This window comes from Acinetobacter sp. ANC 3929, assembly GCF_000369405.1.
GTDB lineage: Bacteria > Pseudomonadota > Gammaproteobacteria > Pseudomonadales > Moraxellaceae > Acinetobacter.
This window is the reverse complement of sequence record NZ_KB850000.1, coordinates 545,298-568,429: the sequence shown is the minus strand read 5'-3', so window position 1 is coordinate 568,429 and position 23,132 is coordinate 545,298. Positions and strand designations below refer to the sequence as shown.

General features: G+C 39.0%; 23 protein-coding genes and 2 pseudogenes. 7 read left to right on the top strand and 18 right to left on the bottom strand.

What is annotated here, in order from left to right:
• The first annotated feature begins 22 nt into the window (after nucleotides 1-22).
• Nucleotides 23-1,420, top strand: coding sequence for an aminotransferase-like domain-containing protein (locus tag F909_RS05750; protein ID WP_005152603.1), 1,398 nt, complete (start codon nucleotides 23-25; stop codon nucleotides 1,418-1,420).
• Nucleotide 1,421: 1 nt separating this feature from the next.
• Here F909_RS05750 and F909_RS05755 read toward each other — a convergent pair whose 3' ends face one another.
• The 8 genes from F909_RS05755 to F909_RS05790 form a co-directional block, all read right to left on the bottom strand.
• Nucleotides 1,422-1,904, bottom strand: a complete 483-nt coding sequence (locus F909_RS05755; RefSeq protein ID WP_005152602.1) for a winged helix-turn-helix transcriptional regulator — start codon at nucleotides 1,902-1,904, stop codon at nucleotides 1,422-1,424.
• Nucleotides 1,905-2,076: 172 nt separating this feature from the next.
• Nucleotides 2,077-3,315 (bottom strand): molybdopterin molybdotransferase MoeA, encoded by a 1,239-nt coding sequence (locus F909_RS05760; RefSeq protein ID WP_005152601.1) that lies wholly within the window; start codon nucleotides 3,313-3,315, stop codon nucleotides 2,077-2,079.
• The gene (gene moaCB / locus F909_RS05765; RefSeq protein WP_005152599.1) at nucleotides 3,315-4,238 is read right to left on the bottom strand and encodes a bifunctional molybdenum cofactor biosynthesis protein MoaC/MoaB; all 924 of its coding nucleotides are present in this window, start codon (nucleotides 4,236-4,238) and stop codon (nucleotides 3,315-3,317) included. The genes F909_RS05760 and moaCB overlap by 1 nt, the downstream gene beginning before the upstream one ends.
• Nucleotides 4,239-4,255: 17 nt before the next feature.
• Nucleotides 4,256-4,771 carry a molybdenum cofactor biosynthesis protein MoaE gene (locus tag F909_RS05770; RefSeq protein WP_005152597.1) on the bottom strand — a complete coding sequence of 172 codons (516 nt, stop codon included), beginning with the start codon at nucleotides 4,769-4,771 and terminating at the stop codon, nucleotides 4,256-4,258.
• A gap of 2 nt (nucleotides 4,772-4,773) precedes the next feature.
• Nucleotides 4,774-5,025: a MoaD/ThiS family protein gene (locus F909_RS05775; protein ID WP_005152595.1), complete on the bottom strand. Its 252-nt coding sequence runs from the start codon at nucleotides 5,023-5,025 to the stop codon at nucleotides 4,774-4,776.
• Nucleotides 5,026-5,049: 24 nt separating this feature from the next.
• Nucleotides 5,050-6,081: a GTP 3',8-cyclase MoaA gene (gene moaA / locus F909_RS05780; protein ID WP_005152594.1), complete on the bottom strand. Its 1,032-nt coding sequence runs from the start codon at nucleotides 6,079-6,081 to the stop codon at nucleotides 5,050-5,052.
• 269 nt (nucleotides 6,082-6,350) lie between these two features.
• The gene (locus tag F909_RS05785; RefSeq protein WP_005152593.1) at nucleotides 6,351-8,651 is read right to left on the bottom strand and encodes a molybdopterin-dependent oxidoreductase; all 2,301 of its coding nucleotides are present in this window, start codon (nucleotides 8,649-8,651) and stop codon (nucleotides 6,351-6,353) included.
• Between the two features lie 18 nt (nucleotides 8,652-8,669).
• The gene (locus F909_RS05790) at nucleotides 8,670-9,548 is read right to left on the bottom strand and encodes a MaoC family dehydratase (protein ID WP_005152592.1); all 879 of its coding nucleotides are present in this window, start codon (nucleotides 9,546-9,548) and stop codon (nucleotides 8,670-8,672) included.
• Nucleotides 9,549-9,916: 368 nt separating this feature from the next.
• Here F909_RS05790 and F909_RS05795 point away from each other — a divergent pair.
• Nucleotides 9,917-10,111 (top strand): annotated as a pseudogene (locus F909_RS05795) (NAD(P)-dependent oxidoreductase); the annotation flags it as partial.
• Nucleotides 10,112-10,168: 57 nt separating this feature from the next.
• Here F909_RS05795 and F909_RS05800 read toward each other — a convergent pair.
• Nucleotides 10,169-11,578, bottom strand: coding sequence for an iron-containing redox enzyme family protein (locus F909_RS05800; RefSeq protein ID WP_005152588.1), 1,410 nt, complete (start codon nucleotides 11,576-11,578; stop codon nucleotides 10,169-10,171).
• Between the two features lie 440 nt (nucleotides 11,579-12,018).
• Between F909_RS05800 and F909_RS05805 the strand changes: the two genes are divergently transcribed.
• From F909_RS05805 to F909_RS05815, 3 genes and pseudogenes are all read left to right on the top strand, one after another.
• On the top strand, nucleotides 12,019-12,201 hold the full coding sequence (locus F909_RS05805; RefSeq protein ID WP_005152586.1) for a hypothetical protein: 183 nt from the start codon (nucleotides 12,019-12,021) through the stop codon (nucleotides 12,199-12,201).
• A gap of 94 nt (nucleotides 12,202-12,295) precedes the next feature.
• The gene (locus tag F909_RS05810) at nucleotides 12,296-12,616 is read left to right on the top strand and encodes a hypothetical protein (protein WP_005152583.1); all 321 of its coding nucleotides are present in this window, start codon (nucleotides 12,296-12,298) and stop codon (nucleotides 12,614-12,616) included.
• A gap of 101 nt (nucleotides 12,617-12,717) precedes the next feature.
• Nucleotides 12,718-13,394 (top strand): annotated as a pseudogene (locus F909_RS05815) (DUF421 domain-containing protein).
• 39 nt (nucleotides 13,395-13,433) lie between these two features.
• On the opposite strand, the gene F909_RS05820 reads toward F909_RS05815, so the two are convergent.
• From F909_RS05820 to F909_RS05845, 7 genes are all read right to left on the bottom strand, one after another.
• Complete coding sequence (locus tag F909_RS05820) at nucleotides 13,434-13,661, bottom strand: hypothetical protein (protein WP_005152576.1); 228 nt, start codon at nucleotides 13,659-13,661, stop codon at nucleotides 13,434-13,436.
• A 39-nt stretch (nucleotides 13,662-13,700) separates the two neighbouring features.
• Nucleotides 13,701-14,129, bottom strand: coding sequence for a hypothetical protein (locus F909_RS05825; protein ID WP_005152574.1), 429 nt, complete (start codon nucleotides 14,127-14,129; stop codon nucleotides 13,701-13,703).
• A 276-nt stretch (nucleotides 14,130-14,405) separates the two neighbouring features.
• Nucleotides 14,406-14,660, bottom strand: a complete 255-nt coding sequence (locus F909_RS05830) for a hypothetical protein (RefSeq protein WP_005152566.1) — start codon at nucleotides 14,658-14,660, stop codon at nucleotides 14,406-14,408.
• A gap of 184 nt (nucleotides 14,661-14,844) precedes the next feature.
• A complete protein-coding gene (locus F909_RS21300) occupies nucleotides 14,845-15,006 on the bottom strand; it encodes a hypothetical protein (protein ID WP_005152563.1) in 162 nt (53 codons plus the stop codon).
• Nucleotides 15,007-15,549: 543 nt separating this feature from the next.
• Nucleotides 15,550-16,092, bottom strand: a complete 543-nt coding sequence (locus tag F909_RS05835) for a glycine zipper domain-containing protein (protein ID WP_005152561.1) — start codon at nucleotides 16,090-16,092, stop codon at nucleotides 15,550-15,552.
• Nucleotides 16,093-16,342: 250 nt separating this feature from the next.
• Complete coding sequence (locus tag F909_RS05840; RefSeq protein ID WP_005152560.1) at nucleotides 16,343-16,822, bottom strand: hemerythrin domain-containing protein; 480 nt, start codon at nucleotides 16,820-16,822, stop codon at nucleotides 16,343-16,345.
• Nucleotides 16,823-16,905: 83 nt separating this feature from the next.
• Nucleotides 16,906-17,358: a hypothetical protein gene (locus F909_RS05845; RefSeq protein ID WP_005152558.1), complete on the bottom strand. Its 453-nt coding sequence runs from the start codon at nucleotides 17,356-17,358 to the stop codon at nucleotides 16,906-16,908.
• A gap of 345 nt (nucleotides 17,359-17,703) precedes the next feature.
• Here F909_RS05845 and F909_RS05850 point away from each other — a divergent pair, with 345 nt between their 5' ends.
• Together F909_RS05850 and F909_RS05855 are read left to right on the top strand one after the other, a co-directional pair.
• Nucleotides 17,704-18,156, top strand: coding sequence for a hypothetical protein (locus F909_RS05850; RefSeq protein ID WP_032878066.1), 453 nt, complete (start codon nucleotides 17,704-17,706; stop codon nucleotides 18,154-18,156).
• A gap of 82 nt (nucleotides 18,157-18,238) precedes the next feature.
• Nucleotides 18,239-19,564, top strand: a complete 1,326-nt coding sequence (locus F909_RS05855) for a D-serine ammonia-lyase (protein WP_005152549.1) — start codon at nucleotides 18,239-18,241, stop codon at nucleotides 19,562-19,564.
• Between the two features lie 82 nt (nucleotides 19,565-19,646).
• Here the strand turns inward: F909_RS05855 and mobA are convergent, their stop codons facing one another.
• Both mobA and F909_RS05865 read right to left on the bottom strand, forming a co-directional pair.
• Nucleotides 19,647-20,273, bottom strand: coding sequence for a molybdenum cofactor guanylyltransferase (gene mobA, locus F909_RS05860; RefSeq protein WP_005152545.1), 627 nt, complete (start codon nucleotides 20,271-20,273; stop codon nucleotides 19,647-19,649).
• Nucleotides 20,270-23,050 (bottom strand): nitrate reductase, encoded by a 2,781-nt coding sequence (locus tag F909_RS05865; protein WP_005152543.1) that lies wholly within the window; start codon nucleotides 23,048-23,050, stop codon nucleotides 20,270-20,272. The genes mobA and F909_RS05865 overlap by 4 nt, the downstream gene beginning before the upstream one ends.
• Nucleotides 23,051-23,132: the final 82 nt, after the last annotated feature.

The window sequence follows — 23,132 nt, the reverse complement described above, 5'->3', positions numbered from 1 at the left end:
ATACAGTCAATGATTAAATGTAATGAAAAGTACAAAGATTGATTTCGTGATGCAACACATCCATGAACAGATTAAAACGCGTACATTACTTCCCGGCTCTCGTTTGCCTTCTGTACGTGCTTTGGCAGGATCATTGCATTTATCTATTTCGACAATTGTTGAAGCTTATGAACGTCTTGCTTCGCAAGGAATTATTGAAGCGAAAACAGGTTCAGGTTTTTTTGTTGCAGGACCACTTGCCCCATTATCGATTTCTGAAATACATCCTAAGATTGATCGAAGCATCGATCCTTTATGGATTTCAAGGCAGGCATTAGAAGCAAAACAAGGCGTTTTAAAACCCGGCTGTGGCTGGTTGCCTGATGACTGGATGCCACATGAAAATATCCGTAAAGCCATCCGTAAAGTTTCTAAAGCCAATCCACATATTTTGACCGACTACTCAACCCCACTCGGTCTTGCGCCATTACGAGAGTTGCTCTCACGGAAAATATTAAGTAAAGGTATCGAAGTAGGACCCAATCAGATCTTATTAACCGATTCTGGTACACAGGCGATCGACTTGATTTGTCGTTATTTCTTAAAACCCAATGATGTGGTTTTAGTGGATGATCCTTGTTATTTTAACTTTCATGCCTTGCTCAAAGTCCATCAGATTCAAATCATTGCTGTCCCTTATACGCCTACTGGCCCTGATGTTGAAGCCTTTTCTCACGCGATTCAAAACCACAATCCTCGTTTATATATCACCAACTCAGGTATTCATAATCCAACAGGAGCCGTATTGACAGCAGCAACTGCATATCAGGTTTTAAAACTGGTTGAGCAATCCAATCTGATCGTAATTGAAGATGATATTTTTGCAGATCTAGAGCGGCACAGTGCCCCTCGTCTTGCTGCATTGGATGGCTTATCGCGCGTTATTCACATCGGCAGTTTTTCTAAAACTTTATCTGGCTCAGTTCGTACTGGATATATTGCAACCAAACCAGAATGGATCGAAGACTTAACTGATATCAAAATCGCGACTTGCTTTGGCGGCAGTAATTTATCCTCTGAAATTTTATTCGCAGCACTAACCGATGGAAACTATCGAAAATATCTAGAAGAGTTGAAAGTCCGTTTGGCAAAAGCAATGGATGCAACCATCAAGCAGCTGGAAAAATTGGGAATCACGGCTTGGACTCATCCCTCAGCAGGAATATTTGTCTGGTGTGAACTACCAGAACATTTTGATACAGCTCGTATTGCACAGCGCTGTCTAGAAAATGGCGTGATTTTGGCTCCAGGAAATGCATTCAGCCAAAGTCAGAATTTTAAAAACTTTATTCGCTTTAATGTCGCTCAATCATTGCAACCCAAGGTTTTTGAGGTTCTATCTCAAGCGATTCAACAAGAGATAGAACGACAAAATTTATAAGTCAGGCACTTTGCTTCTTCTGCTCTATAAAAGCGAAATATCCAGGACCAGCCGCGACTCGAACATCTTTGGCTTGAATCGGTTGATCGCACTCAGAACACACGACTTTAGGATTGATTTTTCGACCACAACTTTTATGGGTAAATTCAACAGGTTTACCGAGTCCCATATCCATCCATTTATCCGCCCATTGCACCATTGAGAGAATGATTGGATAAAGGTCTAAGCCCTTGTCTGTCAGTTGATATTCAAAGCGCTCTTGACGATCAACATAAGGAACTTTGGTTAAAATCCCATGTTCAACCAAACGCTTTAAACGCTCAGAAAGTACATGGCGTGTAAGCCCCAAACTCCGCTGAAAATCATCAAAACGGCGTATACCCATAAAAGCGTTACGTAAGATGAGCATTGTCCAACGATCACCCAGTACTGAAAGCGTCCTCGCCACTGAACATGGCTGGTCGCCAATTTCGTCCCATTTCATTATTATCACCTAATCATTTTTTAGAGTTTTTAAAAGACATGGAATCTATGTCTTGAACCGTAATGCTTAGAAACTAAACAATATAAAATATACACTAAACCACCTTATCTATCAGATGCAATATTGGCACTTGGCTAAAAGTGACAAAAACATTGAATGTTACATAAATTCATCAATACGATGAATGATGAATAAATAAGCCGCTAAGCACTTGCCCTGCTTCAAGCTGAATATTGGCAGGAATACGCACCAAACTATTTGCTTGCATTAAATTGCTTAACATATGTGATTGCTGTTTGGACAAACTCTGTAGCTTCAATTTTCCTTGTTCAAAATAAGCATTCATCCTCAAAAACCGTTCACGTGCATCTGACTTCAAATCTTGTGTCAGTTCCCCACTAAACCATTGCAACGGCTGACGTTGATTCTGTAAAGCATCCAATAGCACTTTGCCATAGACTTGCATGCACACATAAACTGCGGCAGGATTTCCCGGTAACCCCAATAGATAACTGGCATGATCTTGTTGTATAAACTCAGCAAAGAAAAGTGGTTTTCCTGGTTTTTGTTTTACTTTCCAAAAGACTTGTTCAAAACCTGTTGCAAATGCGCACGGTCGAACAAAATCATAATCCCCGACCGAAACACCACCTGTGGTGATAATGAGGTCATATTGCTGTTTTAGGCGTTCAAAACACTGCGTCACCTGTGCGGCTTCATCTGCAATATGCAAGATATCCACCTCTAAACCATAGTCTTTCAACCAAGCTTTAAGCAACGGACCATTGGCATCAAAAACTTTACCTGCATGTAGGTCTTCTGGTGTTTCAGCAACTTCATCGCCAGTAATCACCACCACAACTTTAGGCACTCGAAACACATCAATGTGTTGTATACCAGCCATACTGAGGGCTGCGAGTGCACCAATATTGATTCGTTGCCCGACATCCGCCAATTGCTGACCAGATTGCACTTCTTCACCAACAAAGCGAATATCTGCTTGAGGTTTGATATGCTCAACTAATCGAATGGCTAAATCGCTTTCAACTTTAACAATTTCTTGTCGCGCGACATGAGTAGTGCCATCAGGCGTTTTCCCACCTGTAAATATCCGAACCGCTTGCCCGTCAGTAAGTTGATGCTGAGTTTCACTCCCCGCTTTAATCTCGCCAATCACCTCAAAAGTACAATTTTGCAGATTCTCAAGCGTGCTGCTCAATGCATAACCATCCACAGCACTTTGTGAAAAACTAGGTAAATCCACCTTTGAACAGACCGCCTTGGCTAAATAGCGATTGAGACAATCCTCCAATGGCAAAGTCTCAATAGTTAAAGCTTTAGGCCGTGTCTGAACCAATGCCAAAGCTTCATCGATACTGATCAAACCTTTTTCAGCGCCACATCCAGACATTATTCATATCCTCCTGGATGTGGTAAGTCCCGACATACATCAAAAATATGGACCAATGCAGGTAAGATTGCAGCCATTGATTCACTTGCCCCACCACGACTTCCTGGTAAAGTCACCAGCAAGGATCGATCAATAAAGCCAGCAACGCCCCGTGACATAGCCGCATATGGGGTTCTTTTTTGCCCAAATGAACGCGCGGCTTCCATTAAGCCATCTAATTTCCGTTCCAGTAATGGCTCTAATGTATCCACGGTAATATCTCGCTTACCGATTCCTGTCCCACCAACCGTCATAATGCACGCATAAGATTTGGTCAGCTCTAAGACTAAATCTTTTAACTGATCAGCTTCATCTGGCAAAATTTGATAATGAATCGGATCAAAGCCTGCTTCCGTTAAGGTATCTACTACAGACTTACCCGCAGTATCTGGTTTACGACCCGCCGCAACCGTATCTGACAGTACAATCACTGCCGCTGAAACAGGCTGACGTAAAGTACGTTTAAAGTGTGATTTTCCACCTTTTTTCTTTAGCAATTTACATTGATCTAAACACAGCTCTTCAGGTTCACAATGCGGCTTGAGCATATCATACAGGGTTAAACCTGCCAGACTCGCAGCGGTTAATGCCTCCATTTCTACGCCAGTTGGACCAATGGTTTCAACCGTCGTCAGAATCACGACATAATCATCATGCAGATCATATTCAACATCCGCACGGTAAATCGGTAAAGGATGGCAAAGCGGAATCAGCTCATCTGTTCGTTTGGCCGCCAAAATACCTGCAATACGCGCTGTTTTTAAAGCATCCCCTTTTTCTGTATTACCGTCACGCAATAATTGGATGCAATGTGCTGGGGCATGTAAAACGGCTTGTGCTTCTGCAACACGATAACTTTCGGGTTTCATCCCAACATTTTTCATTTTAACTTCCTGACGCTTTATTCGTGTGTATGCTCATGTGCACAGTGTGGATGGTTGTGGTCATGTTTGTGAGAGTGGGAATGAACAGCTTGCTCTGTCTGATCTTTACGAATACAACAGCCCTCGACATATTGACTGGTTCCATCCATAAAAAATTCTTCTTTCCAGATTGGTACCTCGTGCTTAACGCGCTCGACTGCCTCTTCACACGCTTGAAATGCTTCACGGCGATGGGCAGCATAAGCAATCGCAATAATCGCAGTTTCACTGACATCCAAATAGCCAATCCGATGCATCACCCGAACATAAGAGACTTGATATTTATCTTTAATTTCCTGTTCGATTGCACGAATCATTTTTTCCGCCACAGGCGTATAAGAAGTATATTTCAGGGCCTTAACGGCTTTGCCTTCATGATGGTTACGTACCGTGCCAATAAATATGTCAATGCCACCACATTCAGGAAATGACTGAATTGGATCAAAGCTGTCTAGACTCAAAGCCTGATCTTGGACGCGGGCAAATTCACGCATGTTTAACCTCCTGCTACTGGCGACAACAAGACTAAGGTACAGGACCTATCTAGTGCCGTTTGACGGGTCACAATATCTTCACCAACCGCACAGGCACATTTTTCCATGGCTGTGCTGGCATCTGGATATAAGCTTGTAATGTGTGACAATACATCTTTAACCATTTGATCTTCTGCAAACTCAAGTGCCAGCGCTTTGGGTAATAACCGTTCAATTGCACCAAAAGCTTCTATTTTTATCTCAATGGTTTGCATATCTTCTCCAGACCACTTTCCTTCCTAACCACCCAGCATATGCATGCTAATTTTACGTGCCTGCTGATGTTGTATGGCATGATAACCCTGCGCTTTATTCCAAATATAAGGCTTAATTTTTTGCTCAAGATGATGAAATTCTACCTGCTTGAATTCAGATTTTTGTTTGATTGCTTGTAACAGATCCGGTTTTATATTTAAGCCTTGTCTTGCAAACAAACAATTATATAACTCACCTTGGGCTGTCAATCGAATCCGGTCACAGTCACCACAAAATGAATGGGTAATTGTTGAAATAATGCCGAGCTGATATTGATCATCGAGCTGATATAAGCGCGCGGGTTCATGCTGCTGTGCTAAAACCTGAATATCATAATGCGGCGAGAGTTGCTTTAAAATTTCCGCTTCACTCACTACGGCTTGATCCGTCCAATGCTGATCACCATCAAGCGGCATGAACTCGATAAACCGCAATGGAATCTGCTGTTGTTTGGCCCATTTCACCATCGGAACAATTTGGTCATCATTCTGACCTTGCATCAGTACACAATTAATTTTGAATGGTAGACCAACTTTTCTAGCAGCTTCAATACCTGCCAATACTGGTGCAAGCTCTTTTTTTGTGAGTTGTTTAAATTGATGTGCATCCAGACTATCAAGACTAATATTTAGATCGTCCAGACCCGCTTGCTTTAATTGCTCCGCATACTTCGCCAAATAGTGACCATTGGTTGTGATTGAAATACGCTTCAAACCCAAAACTCTTAAATCTTGCAAATCACGAATAAAATGCACCACACCTTGACGCATCAAAGGCTCACCACCCGTGATACGGATATTTTCAATGCCCTGTCTAACCATGTACTGGCAGAAAATAAATAGTGCTTCAAAACTGAGTAGATCTTTTTTTTTCATCCATTCAGGATGTTCAGGCATACAGTAAATGCATTTGAAATTGCAACGATCCGTCACGGAAATCCGCAACTTGCGTTTAATACGACCATACTGATCTTGTAAGATCGGTATGCTCGTGTCATCTATTTCATGCTTCATCATATGCACTCATATTGTGAATCTTTTGACTGGGTTTAGCACAAGTTCTGTGCGTCCTGATTTGACTCATCACAGTGAATTGTTTTTATTACAGCAATAATTATTCCAGCTTTAAGCCCTCAGTACTGCCCGTGCTGCTTATTCGTTCAAACCAGCAACTCTTTCAATCTATAAACAAAAGTGGGCTTTGTCCTGAGTATTTTTGTTCAAGTTTTTACACCATTTCACAGCATGTTTTATTTCATATGCAAGAGGATGGTGCAAATACATCATTAAATCAACTCTTCTCTCGTCTGGGTATTCAAACGCTCTAAACGAACAGGCACATATTTATGATATGGCGTCTTAGACAATGGATCACAATGCTGGGTAGAGGTTAAACGATTCAGTTGAGGCCCTATTGGCTCACCACCACGGTAACGTAAGCCATAACCATGCGGTAATGACACTACCCCCTTTCGCATTCCTTCATCAAGTTCAACCATGACCTGAATTTCCCCATGTTCAGAAATACACTGCAGCAGATGACCTGTTTCAACGCCAAAACTCAACGCATCATCTGGATTCATCCTCAGGCGGCCTTCAGCATCGACTTTACGCCATGCAGGGTCACGATAAATTTGGTTGGCGTTATAGCTACGACGTTCACCTGCAAGCAAAATAAAGGGATATTCATCGGTCAAGGTCAAGGACTGTTGCTTTAACTGTGCCAATTCGATAAACATCTCTGGAATCGCTAAACGAATTTTTTTGTCCTTATACGCCAGCAAATCCCATACATCTGCATAGTCATGTTGAGACAGTACCACCCCAGAACGTTGCTGCAAAATGGTTTGGAATAATTTCACCCCCAGATTGAAGCGATTACCTTCATAACCTGCTTGCTTCACAGCTTTATAATACCGAGCCGTATATTGCATACACAATGGAAGTAACAATGCCGTAGAAGCAGCTTCATTGGGTAAAGTCTTGCCTAAAGTGCGATACACAATCGATGCTGCAAATGGAGTCAACTTTTTGTTTCTCGCAAAATTCGCAGCAAGCGCACCAAAGTAAGCAAGATAAGAGGTATTGGCTGAATCTTTTTCGGCGATTTTACTCAGGATAGGAAATTGTTTCGGTATCATCTGCATAGCTTCAAGCAAGCGCGTATAGATTTCAGCCTCAGGCAAACTATTCCCTTGAGCTTTAAATAATGGATGACGTAAATGGAAGCCATTTTTAGGGAATTCCAGATTAAACCCTGTAAATTCCCACTTTTCAAATTGACTATGCGCGGGTAAAACATAATGCGCTAATCGCGCCGTTTCAGTCATTGCCACATCCACAACCACCAATAACTCAAGCGACTGGAATGCTTGCTCGTATGCGGCTGTATCTGGATAAGTCAGCAAAGGATTACAGCTATCTACAAATACCGCACGAACACGCTTTTCTCCAGCCTTCAAGATTTCATCAGGCAGAATATTGGGTGGGAAAAAGCCAGAAATGGGGAACATGTTATGATAAACCGTACGGCGATATTTGGGATTCCGCTCATCGGTATCGGTCAAAATTGGAATAAACATAGTATGCAGGTTATTGGTCCCTTGTTTGCCAAAATGACCTGCCAATAAATACAAAAGCTTTTCAAGATAACCATTCAAAGTGGTGTTCAAGGTATGTTGAATGCCTAAGTCGATCCGTACACACCCCCGCTTTGCGCGAGAAAAATCACGGACCACCTGATAAATCAATTCCACTGGAACATCTGCTTTTCGAATGTATTCTTCAATCGGAATCGCAAGAAATGCCTGTTTAACCTGATCAAAACCATGCGTGTGTTGCAGGATGAATTGATGATCATACAACTCTTCTCGCAACATGATCGCGATCATTGCTGACATCAGATAAGCATCTGTTCCAGGTTTTAATTGCACGTGAATATCAGCTTGTTTTGCGGTTTCCGTCACCCGTGGATCAAAAACCACCATCGTTCGATTTGGATCTTTTTTGATATGTTTTAAGGTATCTCTTGCATTTGGAATACCATGTGCCTGAAAAGGATTGGTTCCGATAAACAGCACATAATCTGCATGTTCAACATCCTCGGTGGTATGACAAGCCTGACTGCCGAACAAACGTCCATTGACCCAGAAATCACCCGTTTTTTCTTGAGCCAATGAATTATAGGAATAGAAGCTTTTCATCGCATAGAGCAATTGACGACCATATGCCGCACCCAAGTGATTACCCTGCCCAGCGCCACCCACAGATGCAAATGCAGTTCCACCATGCGTATCACGAATTTGTATCAACTGTTGAGCAATTTCCTGAATGGCTTGATCCCAACTAATCTCTTGATATGAACCATCTGACTGACGTTTTAACGGTGAAGTTAAACGATCAGCGTGTTGTTGATAATGCTGTAAACGCGCGGCTTTTTGGCAAATATAACCTTGAGAAAAAGGATTCTGATCATCACCTTTAATTTTCTTGAACTGGTTATCTTCAATTTCTACACTGAGCCCACAATTACGTGAACATAAAATGCAAGCGGTTACGTCCTGTTTGGTTGCTGTAGCAGTCGTCATTTTTATCACCTTATTATGTTATGAATATTGCCCCATTAAACAGACTTGTCCTGCCGAGCCCACAACCCGAACATCGCTTTGTGTTGGTTCGGTACTGATCTCAACTTGATTATGTTGTGACGGTAATTTCACTGGCTTTAAAAAGCGCACATCAATTTGCTGTATTGTCTCAGGTAATAATTCATAACTACGCGCAAACACGCCAAATCCGTGTAATACCTTTTGACCAAAGCTTGAAAGTTTTGCCAAAGGACCGACCCAATGAATTGGATTAAAATCACCTGTCAGTAATGCAAATTTAAAACCATCATCTGCTGTCGCAGACCATTCACCCAAACTTTGCCAAGTTTTATGTTCCGCTATTTCTGTACGCTTGGTTTTCTCAAAATGAGGTAAAATAAACGCCATGTGCAATACGGTCTCAACTAACTCAGGTTGTGCAATCGTACCTGTGGTGATTTGCACAGAAACACGTGCTAGACCATTTCGTTCATCTACATTTGCAATTTTGGCTTGGATGAGCAGTTCCTGATTTCGTGGAATCTTGCCATGCACCTTGAGGCTTACTCCTTGATTGATGACTTGGCTCAATGGATAGTGGGTTTGTAAAAGCAGACGTGTTGCAAAGGAAAGTCCCCATTGCGACACCATATGCGGCGGAATAGAAGTTTGATATTTACTGGCTTCGGCACCACTCCATCGCACATATTGATCTATCAATTCAAGGCTTGGAGGATTGATCACTTCATTAATCGATGCTAACGACTGCCAATCGGTCTGCTGCGTTTGCTGATGCTTTTTGAGGCTACGCAAACCAATTTTTCCAAGCCCTGCCAAAGTTGCCTGATGTTCAAATAAAACGTGCAAGGGTATTTGCTGGTAACTAATGCCAAACATATAAAACTCCTGTTCCTTTATTTTTCTCACTTCCCAAGCCATAGTGGGGTAAATTTCAGTCCTGATCGGACACACCTGATATGGTGAAAGTTTAATTAAGTTCCAAAATAGAACTCATTTACCTAAAGGTCAAGTGTACTCATCATAAATTTAATAATGAAATGTTAAGATTTAATATGGTAGGCTTTGATAAAATAACTAACATCAAATATATCAACTCATTTTTATAAAGCAGTACAGATAGATTTTTTGAATTCCTCTAGCTAAAAAATACAAATAAAACCAATCAAAACATGGTCCTTACTAAAATTAACAAGTTTTTAAAAGCTCATTGAACTTATGGATTATAAGTTTAAAGGACACTCACAATGAATAATCAGTCGAACCATTATCCTGCTTCAGCTCAAGCGCAACATCAACAGCATCAACCCGGTCATCAGGAAGTCATGCACCCAGAACCTGAAATTATTAAGAGTACACATCAAGGGAGCAACAAGCTCAAAGCTAAAGTTGCCCTGATCAGCGCTGTAGATAACGGTATAAAACGCTCTATAGTCGTCCTCTAATAGATAAGTAAAAAAAGCCTCCCAAAGGAGGTTTTTTATCTTGATTACAACTGACTAAGATGATGAATTTTTTAAATAAGGAAATAGTAATTCAACGTATTTCTGGGTACTCCACAGCCCTATGCTTTTATGATGAGATTCGGGCGCCAAGAACGGAATTAACTGACATAACTTCAATGCGAAATTATCGGTTTGATTAATCTTTCTCTGTAAATTTTCCAGTTCGCCATCAGAAATATAGCTAAAGAGAAAGTCATGCAAAGGCTGATCTTTATTTTTGTTGTGATGATAAGGAGCAACGATTGCCGAGTACTGGTCGCCAGCGATCCAATCATAAATAATCTGTCTTTCTGCGGGAGTAAACACACCGTACATCTTCCCATCTTCATGACTGATCATTCGCCAGAACATACTTTGTTCAGGAGCAAGATTAAATTTAATCCATTTTTTCTCAACCAGTTGTTGAATAAAATCACTCATTTCCTGCGGATTTGCTAACCACTGATTAATAGACTTACATCCGATCAATTGCTTCTGGTTATGCACTGATTGGCCAATCATCGCCTTGCGCTTTAAAATTTTATGAACGAAGCTTTCCAGATCAAGATCTTGAATAATGTTTGAGGATAAAATTCCATGTTGATTTAAAGCATAGCCGCGTTTCACTTTATCCATAAAAATTATTTTATCTTTATATTTTTTATATACATTTTCTAATACCTTCAATGACTTATGCGCATGACCATTGGCAAGATTATCAATCGTAATATGTAAGTTAAAATATTTGGCATCAATACCCAACTCTTTGAGCTCATAATTGGTAATTAAAAGATGTAAAGGGAGTTGTTCGTATCCAAGATTGAAGCCAATAATCTCTGGCATAAATTCAGGGGGCGCATATCCGAAAGCCAATTGAATGGCAGCATGATGATAATATTCATCATCAAGAAAAAATTCAAAATCATCTAAACCTAGATTGCGGAGCAAATCATCATAGATACATACATGATTGGATTTTGCCTGCCCTAGCCCTAGTTCTTCCAAATAAATCACAATAAGGTCATGAAAAGTCGGATCATTCCAATAATTGACGATGCTGTATAGCCAAGCACCGTCTACCTTTTTGGTCGGTGCGACTTTCACTAAGAACTCAAATGCCTGTCCTATATTTTTAAAGTATTGGCGTTCTTCTCCAGACTTTCGATGAGATAAATATTCTTGATAGCTTTGACATACTTTTCTATTTTCAGATTGATACCAATCTTTTATTTCCTCAGCATTATTGGGTATATATGATTTTTTTAAGTTTACAATTTCTAATTCATGAGTTAATAAATTAACGGCTTGCTTTTCTTTTTCAAAATTAGATATATCTCTATCTAGAAAAAAACTAACTAACTCGTAATAGTTTTTATGATCATCCTGCAATAAATCAAGCAATCTTTTTTTTACGGCGACTGGCATTTTCATTCTCCGAATCGAAAATATAAGATCACATTACGTTGTTCATCCCTGAATCCTGCTTTAATTTTGTTAATTCTGGTTAATATTGCAACAGCACCATTTAAAATACGATCTATATCAATACCCTGTGATTGATGACTTTTTACATTCTAATATTTTGAATTATTTATTTAAAAAAAATCATAAAAACACATAAAACCAGACTAAATCAAAGTTAAATGTTGCAACATGTAATTCATATATAAAGTTATATTAATACTGTTTTAAATTTAAAAAATAAAAAAAGCTAAGCCATTAAAATACCACCATTTATCAAGAACAATTGCATTACATTTAAATATAATGAAACAGGCTGGCACTATTTTAAAATTAAAAAAATGTTTTAATTAAATCATCTGATTTACTCAGATAAAATCCAAAACCAAATGAGGTGTACGATCATGAGTAATACAAATAATCAACGCAATGAAGAGCGTAATAATCCACAGCAACAGCAGCAAAACCAAAATAATGACAACCGTCAACAGCAGCAACAACAGCAAAATGACAATCGTCAGCAACAAGGGTCTCATCAAAAAGATGAAAACCGCCAAGGATCAAACCAAAGTAATCAACAAAAGTAATTCCTGATTATTTTTGATCCATAGATATTTAGGAGAATAATAAAAATATTCTCCTAAATTTTATCTAATCTGCAAAATTAGCTGGAGAATTATCATGACAAATCCGAATTTAACCAATACCAATAATCAAACTTCACGCGTAAATATCGACCCCAATGATCATTGGCGTTCAAGTTATGTGACGCGCCCTTATTATCAAGAAGCTTCACTCGATACACCCGACCTTGATTATGACCGAGATTTTTCCAAAGCTTATGAGCTTGGCAGTCGCGCACGTGCTGAGCATGATCGCAATACCCAGTTTGAGGATGTTGAAGGAAACCTCAAACAATCATGGGAAGAACTAAAAGCTGAATCAAGATTGAAATGGGAACAAGCCAAGCAAGCCATCAAGGATGCTTGGGATCGAATTTAAAATCATTTACGCTACAAAAAATGAGCTTATTGGAAACATAAGCTCATTTTTATTGGGTGAAATATATACACTTACCAATGATAAGAAAGAGTATCTAATTAATGGATTTAATGGGTGTTTTCCTCCACGACACAACTTGGACTCTAGTTCTGGAAATTATCATTCGCTGTTGTGTGATGTTCCTTCTTATCTTAGTTTTTCTCAAACTTTCAGGTAAGCGTGGAATTAGACAATTATCTATCTTTGAAGTTGCCATCATCCTTAGTCTAGGGAGTACGGCTGGTGATCCGATGTTTATTGACGATGCACCAATTGTTCAAGCATTTGTGGTTATGGACACAATCATTATTCTCTATCGTTTTGTCACCTGGACGATGATGAAGAACAAAAAGGTTGAAATCCTTTTGGAAGGAAAACCTCTGTGCATCGTTGAGGATGGGTTATTAGTGATACAAGACATGCAAAAGAAAAAATATTCACATGATGAGTTCTTTGCTGAAATACGTCAGAAAAGTGTAGAGCACTTGGGACAAGTCAAAGTTGCTTTACTGGAAACCGATGGCTGCCTAAGTATTCTTCTTTATGCCAAGGAAGATACCAAATGGGGATTACCCTTATTCCCTCAACATTATAAAAAGGCAGATAATTTAAATATTCAACGCTATTATTCTTGCATGTATTGTGGCTTGACCCAGCGTTGCTTCATTTAGAGCAAGAATGTACACGTTGCAACAGCAAGGATTGGACTGAGTCGTTGCTAACACCACATATCAGCTAAATCTCACTTGATATACTCAATCCTTCTCAATGTTAAATGTTAAGTGCCAATTCTAAAAGTTTTTCCAGTCCGTGGATGAGTAAATGTTAAGTCCTCGTTGAGTTGAATCACCGTATCTCTAATGACTACTTTAGACAATGGTGACCATGCTAAGTTACCGACCACTAAATCTGTAGCAGGTTCCATTTCATAAATTTGCTCGACAATAATTTTATCGCCTGTCTCACTGCTGGCATCAACTTCTTTTAGCATATATTGCTTTACCATTTCCAAACCCTTCGATATAACTTAGTAAAATTTAATATATTAGACGGACTGCTTATCCTTGAAATATGAAACAATTGCATCACCGTTATTTTTTGTTCTATTCACAATGTTTCCAACATCATCATAGTGGTAGTCAGGCACAATCACCTTACTATTTAAGTTAGATTTTTTTTTACTGTTGGATATTGTGACTTTTTCAATAAAACTGGCAAGCCATAGAATATATTCGGTTCTATTTTTACTTTTAGGTAAAATACTAATATCCAAACTTAATGGCAAATCTTTTGAATTCATGAGTAGATCTTCAAAATTTATATAGTTATAAAGTATCTTAAAATCTGTTTCTTTTATTTCAATCCGTAGCTCAATCATTAAATTATTTAGATCTTCTAAAGGTTCATCTACAAAGCCTTTTGAATCTTTAACATTCAAATATATTTTTTCTGCTAATTTTAAATATTGGGGCATGAGATTATTCCTTTTTTTCTATTATGCGAGTTTGCTCTATTTAAAGTAATCAATTGTTAATATTGTTTTGACTTATGCTACTAAATTAAAAATTCGTATACATAAAAATTACACGATAAGTGACAAATCCACCATTACAAAAAAATAATGTGTATCACATCACATAAAAACAATATCTAGTCTTACATCTATTTCTCCCAAAACGCCTGAAAAAGTTGAAGTTATTGCTCAAACTTCAACTTTTTCCTATAGATTAATTATATTAAGTATGAACAGCTAAGGGGTTTGCTGCGAGGTGGCACTGCCCGTATGAGCATCTGATGTACCATCTTGATTTGTTACAGGTACTGAAGCCTCATGCTGCATATCATCGTGTAGCTGATTACTATTTGGCACAGGTTCAGTTTCCATCGAATGCGGTGTGGTTGTTTCCTGTCGAAGCGCAGAATTATCTGCTGTTTTGTTCTTTTCACATGCTGCAAGTGTGAAAACAAAACTTAATGCGATACTTTTCGCAAGTAAATTCTTCATTTTCATTACCTCTCGCTTGTTTAAGATTTCACTAAAATAGATAGAAAATTATTCAGCATCAAAATGATAATTTGATGCTATTTCATCACTATTTCTTCGATTATCCTGCATATTCCATTTATTTATACTGCATGGTTATAGGGTGATATAAAAGAAGCTTGTAACCAAGCTTCTTTTCTCAAGTCTATTTCAGGTACTTACTCAGCACCTTTTTTCCTTTAACTTCATCACTCAAGTTAATATCCTCATCTCGTTTCTCACTCGATAATTTGGTCTTATCTTTATGAGACTTATAATAACAGCCTAAAGCAACACCTGTTCCTAAAGTAATAATTGTCTTCAACATATCATACCTCATTAATATATTTCAAAAACCTTATACTGACTTTTTTTCATGTAACTTTCGCTCCTACTTATTTTAACTTTCTTAAAGAATGAAATTTTATGTAATTAAATTAAAAACTAAAATACAACAAAAATAAAGCAACAGCCTTAAAAACAAGGATTTATATTTTTAAATAAAATATTAACCAAACATCTAGAAACAAGTTTAATTTAAGAAACATCGTGTATTAACCAAAACTTTAAGACTAAAATTTAAATTAGAACAAAATCTAGACTCATATGTTCTGGCAGACGTTTCAAATAGCACTTTGCACAGTCAAATATCAATTTTAAAACCGAGGTGAATTCCCCCTCGGTTTATTTGCTTTCACCACCAAATAATCCTAGAGAAAAATAAATATTTTATCTATTATTTACTGATTAATCCCGAAAAACCATACAGACCATTTTTATTTATAGATATATAAAATAACAGTAAATATCCCTTGCATAAAAAACCCTATTCTTTTAAGAATAGGGTTCTAAGCCTGACCAATGCCGATCTCTATTTGTTATACTTACTATTTCTATTCCAAGCATCACGTGAAGCATGTTTTGCTTCTTCCCATGATAGGCGTGATTCAGCTTTGGACTGTTCCCAGTTGGTTCTTAACTCGGGTTCAACCTCTTCAAACGCCACATCTGGATCATAACCATAACGTTTTTCGTAACCCACTCGATAGGCATCTCGATAATCCCGATCATAATCTAGATTCGGATATTTGGCGTTTGCATCATTATAATAAGGCTGATTCAAGTAGTTTTCACGCCAGTAGGCATCTTCGATCGTAGGGTCTATGGCTTCTCCTACAGCTTTTCCAGCCAAACCTCCTACAACTGCGCCTACTGCACCACCCACTAAAGTCCCTAATGGACCACCAACACTCCCTACGACAGCACCTGTTGCTGCACCACCCGCAGCTCCAATCCCAGTTCCAACTGGATGTGAACCAGGTTCACCTGTAATGGGATCGGCATTTAGCTCTTCTTTTACTTCATCTGGTGCATTTCTAATACGTTCACGATCATAATCATCTTGGTTTATCATCTTTTCTCTCCTTTAAGAAAATAATCCACTCAAAACAAAATTCTCAACTGGAATTTGAATAAATGAATTGTGTGTACTTTCACCATAAGCGAGTTATTTGTTAAAAACAGTGATAAGAATTTTCTTTAAGTTAATGTTTATCACTTATGGTAAATAGAGAAACATCTTGAAATAGGATGACACTCTTAAATAATTAAAATCAAAAAACCCTCATATTGAGGGTTTAATGATTTCATAAACTTCTATTATTTTAAGTCAGACTATCTTTGTCTTTATTTAAATATTTTATATATTCTGCACGATATTTCTGAGCTAACTCTTTTTTCTGCTTCTCAGGCAAAATTTTCCCTGCTTGTTGAAAAAAGCGATGCTCTTCTTCCTCTAAATGATGATGAACGACATGAGATAATTTTTTAGCAATCGCAAGCCATCCAGTATGACTGAATTCAGTTTCTGTCAGCTTTTCCAGTAGCTCATCCATTTCATGATGCTCTGACAAAGCATGACGCGTAATATTTAATCCTGCATCTGACATCATTAATGGAATGTATAAATATCGATCTTCTGCCACAGCATGTGCAAAAAGTTCATTTTTCAGAAGCTCAAAAAGTTCTCTTCTTTCTTCGCTATCACCCGATGTTCTAATTAACTTTTCAGAAAAATTCCTTTGTTTTTCATGACTTTCACGTAAAACTTCAAATATTGTCAATTCATTCTCACTTGTTGGCATATTCTACACCTTAATTGGAAAGACGTTTTGTTGTTCTAATTAACACGAATTTAAATCAGTCATTTTGAAATTCTTTATAAATTTCAAATACCTTTAATTTCGTCAGCGAAATCATCACTTCTAAAGTAAGAAATAATTCTTTCCCCGCTATGCTCATTTCTTATGTCCAAAATAACATTTGGATCACTTTGAAAAGTAAATTCTGGTGGGATATCCTTATGTATCGGTGGTAGACGTTTCACACCGCCTTCTGTAATTTTTTCAATAAACCCCGCAAGCCATAGAACAAACTCATCCTTGTGCTTATAGCTTGGAATAAGACTAATATCCAGACTGATAGGACCATCTTTTGCGGGTTCTTTAAAGCCATCAACAAAATCGATATAGTTGTAAACTAGCTTTAAATCCGTATCGATTAACTCTTTACGAATCTGCTTGATGATGAGATTTAAACAGTCTTGTTTATCAATCATAAACTGATCATTTTGCTGAAATTTTCTGTAGATATTTTCAGCAATTTTCAGATATTGAGGCATTTTTTTCGATCCTCTCAAGTGATGTACTTCGTTTTATTATGAAATGGAAATTATTCTTATTTGTAATGATTCACTTTAAACTTGTAAATAGTATGATCATTATGCAACTTTTTAACATTTCGTAATAATCACCCCATTCCCTCTTGGCTTATAAATTTTAAGTTTGGTGCGCGAAAGGTAACAGAAAGTACACCTAAGATTTCATGTATAAAACAATCATTTAATGAAGCTCAATTTAATTTACATCAGCTCATAGTTTTAACAATTCAATAAATAAATTTAGTTAAATCTTACATTTAAAGTGCTTAACTTAAAAGAATACATATTACTTCAAGAATGAGAGAAATGGCTTATCAAAATGATATTGAAACCCTCACAGAGATTGCTGAGGCTTTTCGCGAAGCATTGGATCATGTCACTCATGGCTTCATTACAGGTCTATTCAGCAAGTTCCCAAAAGAATGTGGTGCTGATGCCTGTGATCTATTGCAGTATTACTTGCTGAATGTTCATGCGATTAAATCAGACTATCGAGTTGGAAAGGTTCAAATTTCACCTCAAGCACCAGAAATTGCGCACTGCTATCTGCTCGTGAATGGCATCATTATTGATATTACTGCTGATCAATTTCATCAAGAGTGGTTTCCCAAAGTAATTGTATGCGAAAGTAGTGAATATCCACTGAGCCCTTATTTTAAATATGTTCGCAGCAAGTCTGGTCAAACACTGCTTCCATTAAATGATTATTTGCAATCTATCTATGGGCAAGTGATAAAAATTTTACAGGCTAAAGTGTGAGAAACAGTACATCCAAGTGCCAAATTGCTTTAGGCTGTACCTCATTAAGTATTCACTTTGTTTAAATTTTTTGAGTACGCTCATGCAGTTAGAACAGATCCAACACCTTGCAACAGAATATCCAATTGTTAAAGACCTGATTGAGCTCAAAGAGACGGTTTGGTTTAACCCTGATTTCACCACGCTAGATGAGGGTTTACCTTATGTTGGGCTTAATCAATCTGATATTGATGATGCCCGTGATCGCTTAGCACGTTTTGCACCTTACTTGATGGCTGTCTTTCCAGAAACGCTTGCAACGAAAGGTATTATCGAATCTGAGCTGATCGATATCCCGAATATGCAACAGCATCTGGAGGCTCACTTTAATCAAAAAATAGCTGGAAAGTTATGGCTTAAAAAAGACAGCCATTTGCCCATCTCTGGATCGATTAAGGCACGTGGTGGTATTTATGAAGTGCTTTATCGGGCAGAGCAACTTGCGCTACAAGCAAAACTACTCAGCGTCCAAGATGATTACACGAAGCTAAACAGCCCTGAATTTAGAGATTTTTTTGGTCAATATAGTATTGCCGTCGGTTCAACAGGCAATCTCGGATTATCAATTGGCATTATGAGCGCAAAATTAGGCTTTGATGTGACGGTACATATGTCAGCAGATGCCCGCCAATGGAAAAAGGACAAGTTACGTTCACATGGTGTAAATGTCATTGAATATGATCAAGATTATGGCATAGCTGTAGAACAAGGCCGAAAAGCTGCATCAGAAAATCCAAATTGTTTTTTCATTGATGATGAAAACTCTCGCACTCTATTTCTAGGATATTCAGTCGCTGGTGAACGTTTAAAAGAACAATTAAAACAAAACGATATTGTTGTTGATCAAAATCACCCTCTATTTGTTTACCTACCTTGTGGTGTTGGTGGCGGCCCAGGTGGCGTTGCATTTGGCTTAAAAATGGCGTTGGGCGATCATGTGCATTGTATATTTGCCGAACCCACTCATTCCCCATGTATGTTACTCGGCGTATCCAGTGGTTTACATGATGAAATTTCGGTTCAGGATATCGGCATTGACAATATCACTGCTGCTGATGGTTTAGCTGTGGGTCGTGCCTCTGGTTTTGTTGGTCGCGCCATGCAACGGTTATTAGATGGCTTTTATACGCTTGATGATCACAGCATGTATAGCTTACTCGGGATGTTAAATCAGTCTGAGCAAATCAAACTCGAACCTTCTGCATTGGCAGGTATGTTGGGTCCGATCTTGGTCAACAAACATCAAAACTATGCGGCTTTACATCAATTTAATGAGCAGCAATTACACAACGCCAATCACATCGTTTGGGCAACAGGCGGTGGAATGGTTCCCGCGCAAGAAATGGAAAACTATCTGGCAAAAGCCTGAATATGTTTTATTCCACTGCAGAAAAATTGAGAAATTCCGGCCTCTCTATTTTTCTTTACGCTAAATCAGCTGAGTCGACCCATCAACCTGAAATAGATTGCTTAAACACCTTCATCTGCTTGTATTGTTGCAACTCATCTAAGGAGTTAATGCTATGACAAAACAGGCTTTGTTTTTGAAATACAACTACCTGCGCTTCAAATTGTTGAAAACAATCTCGTAAGCTGAGTCTGTTCTCCGCAATCGCTTGCGTCAGCACAGGCAAACTTTCTCGCTTCAGTAAACAAAATGGATATAGCGCATCTCCATTCATGGTAATGTAAGCCACCTGCGCTTGAGGGGTCTTGTGTAAAGCTCGATGCAGTTTGACTAAAACCTGATTGGGAATATAAGTCACATCACATGGAATAAATAAAACATAATCAGCTTTAACATACGACCATGCGCTTTTCATTCCCATTAATGGGCCTAAAAAACCATGCTGATCATCGGCATAGCATCGAATATTAGGTTCAATCTGTTTATATATCGAGTTATCACGGTGGCTATTCACCCAAATGTGTTGAACCTGGGCCTTAAAGCTTTCACAAATTTTTGACAGCTGAATCTGATCATCAAACTGTTGTAGCAGTTTGTTAGTCCCGTTCATACGGCGCGCTTGCCCTCCCGCCAAGATCACCAGATCTGTAGCGGGATATTGTGTATTCATGCTTCTGCCTCCAGTTGACAGGTTTTGATCAGACCACGAATCTCAGGTAAGCAGGAACCACAATTTCCACCTGCTTTTAAACATGCTGTGACTTGTTTTTCATGCGTGATATTTTGCGTTTTAATGGCTTCAATAATCTTATTTTTACCCACTTTAAAGCAACTACAAACCAATGGTCCATCATTATTTGTAGCGGACATCGGCATCCCTGCCAGCAAAGCTTTACGATGCAGGGCACTTAATCGTTCACGTTTAAACAGGCTAGCCACCCAATCCCGATCAGGCAATAGATCGGCAGGTGCGATATATAAACTGGCAACCAGGATACCATCTTTTAAAATCACACTATGGCTGAGCTGCGATGAAATATCCTCCAGACTTAACCATTCATAGGTTTCATCGACAAAAGGCAGGAAGCTTTTTAGATTCTTTTGAGTCTCATCAATACTGTGACGATCAGCAATTTCATAACGCATTGCTTTCGCTGTTTTGATCTTGGTCCACCATGCACAACTTTGTAAAGATGCTTTGATATGATGTTCAAAGCCTTCACGTACATAGAGCACACCTTGCCAAGTTATATGGAATGGCTGAATTGCAACAGGGGTATGTTTAAATTCAGGTTCACCTGAAATCGCATCCACCACAGGATTGACCACTTTACCAATCCGCGCATCAGAAGCGACTTGCTCAGTCCAATGAATCGGTGCAAAGATTTGGCCACGGCGTACCCCTTGTGCCAAGGTCACACGCAGCACGCAACGACCCCATTCCGAGCGAACTTCGACCAAAGCTTTGTCGCGAATACCAAATTTTAACGCATCATTCGGGTGAATCTCACAAAATGGTTCAGCGCGGTGTGTGGTGAGGTTTGCCGATAAACCTGTGCGGGTCATGCTATGCCACTGATCACGAATACGCCCCGTATTCAATACCAATGGGTAATCTTCCGAGATGGCATGCACAGGATCAATGGCCACGGTTGGAATCAGTTTGGCTTTTTGGTTTTTATGGCTAAAACGACCTCGATCAAATAGCTGCTCCACTACAACACTTTGACCTTTCTCCCATACAGGCCATTGGATTGGGCATAGGTGATCATATTCATCCAGACTTAAATTCATGAGGCCTTTTAAATTGAAATAACGGAAATTTTCAACTTGGTCGCGTTGGTCAACACTGGCATTTTGATGAGCCGATAAAGCCGCATGTTCATTAAAAATGTCACAGGCATGATTAAAATCAAAACCATTAAATCCCAGTTTTTTCGCAACCTGAGCAACCGACCACCAATCGGCTTTGGCTTGTTTTGGCGGCGTTAAAAATGCACGTTGACGTGAGATACGGCGTTCAGAATTGGTGACTGTGCCCTCTTTTTCACCCCAACCCAGCGCGGGTAACAATACATCTGCATAAGCCGTGGTATCGGTATCTGCACAAATATCAGAGATCACGACAAACTCACATTTTTCCAATGCACGTTTGACTTGATCTGCATCAGGTAAGCTCACCACAGGATTGGTTGCCATAATCCAGATGGCTTTGATTTTACCGCTTTCCACTGCTTGGAATAAATCAACTGCTTTTAAGCCTGCTTGCTTAGCAATCACAGGACTGTTCCAGAAATCTTGTACTAGTTTTTGATGTGAAGGATTGTCCAAATCCAGATGCGCAGCCAACATATTGGCGAGTCCACCCACTTCACGACCGCCCATGGCATTGGGTTGACCCGTCATCGAGAATGGCGCTGCACCTAATTTGCCAATTTTTCCAGTCAGTAAATGACAGTTGATAATACTATTGGCTTTATTGACTCCTTGAGAGGATTGATTCACCCCCATTGAAAATAGCGTAATCACTTTCTCCGTCTTGGCAAATTTATCAAAAAACAGCTGTAATTTTTCTGCGGAAATCCCTGTCCGTTTCACTAATCCATCAAAATCTTGTTCGCTGCTACTCGCTGCTAAAAGTGCCGCTAAACCTTCAGTATGAATCTCTACAAAATGCTGATCGATGTAATCATTGCGATATAAATACTGAAACAGGCCATTAAATAAAGCCACATCCTGACCAGGTAAGATTGGTAAATGTAAATCCGCTTGCTCACAGGTACTGGTAAAACGAGGGTCAACCACCACCACAAATAAATCTGGATTCTTGCTTTTGGCCTGCATAATCCGCTGATACAGCACGGGATGACACCATGCGGTGTTGGAACCGACTAAAACCACCATGTCAGTATGTTCAAAATCTTCATAACTGGCAGGCACAATATCTTCGCCAAAAGCACGTTTATGCGCTGCAACCGCAGATGACATACATAAGCGTGAATTGGTATCAATATTGGCTGTGCCTAAATAGCCTTTTACAAACTTATTCACCACATAATAGTCTTCCGTCAGCAACTGACCTGAGACATAAAATGCAACGCTGTCTGCGCCATATTGATCAATACAGGCTTGAAACTGATCTGCAATTTTCTCAATGGCTTGATCCCATGTGGTGACTGTACGATGGTTTTTACGACCAAACATCGGATGTAAGACACGAGTTTCCAAGCCCAATGTATCAGCTAAATTACTCCCCTTGATACACAATCGTCCAAAGTTTGAAGGATGATTCATATCACCAGCGACTTGTACCGTCGTGCCATGCGCTTTATGTTGCACACTGACATCCACACCACAGCCCACGCCACAATAGGGGCATGTTGTTTTTGTTATGATTGTTTCTGCTTGATCGGAGCGACTGTGTTCTAGATTTTGAATACTGTTCATGACTGCCCCTTTTACCTCATTAATTCACTGAACTCTACGTTCAACAAAAAGTCTTTCTGAGTTCTTCTCCAGTTTCAGCTTA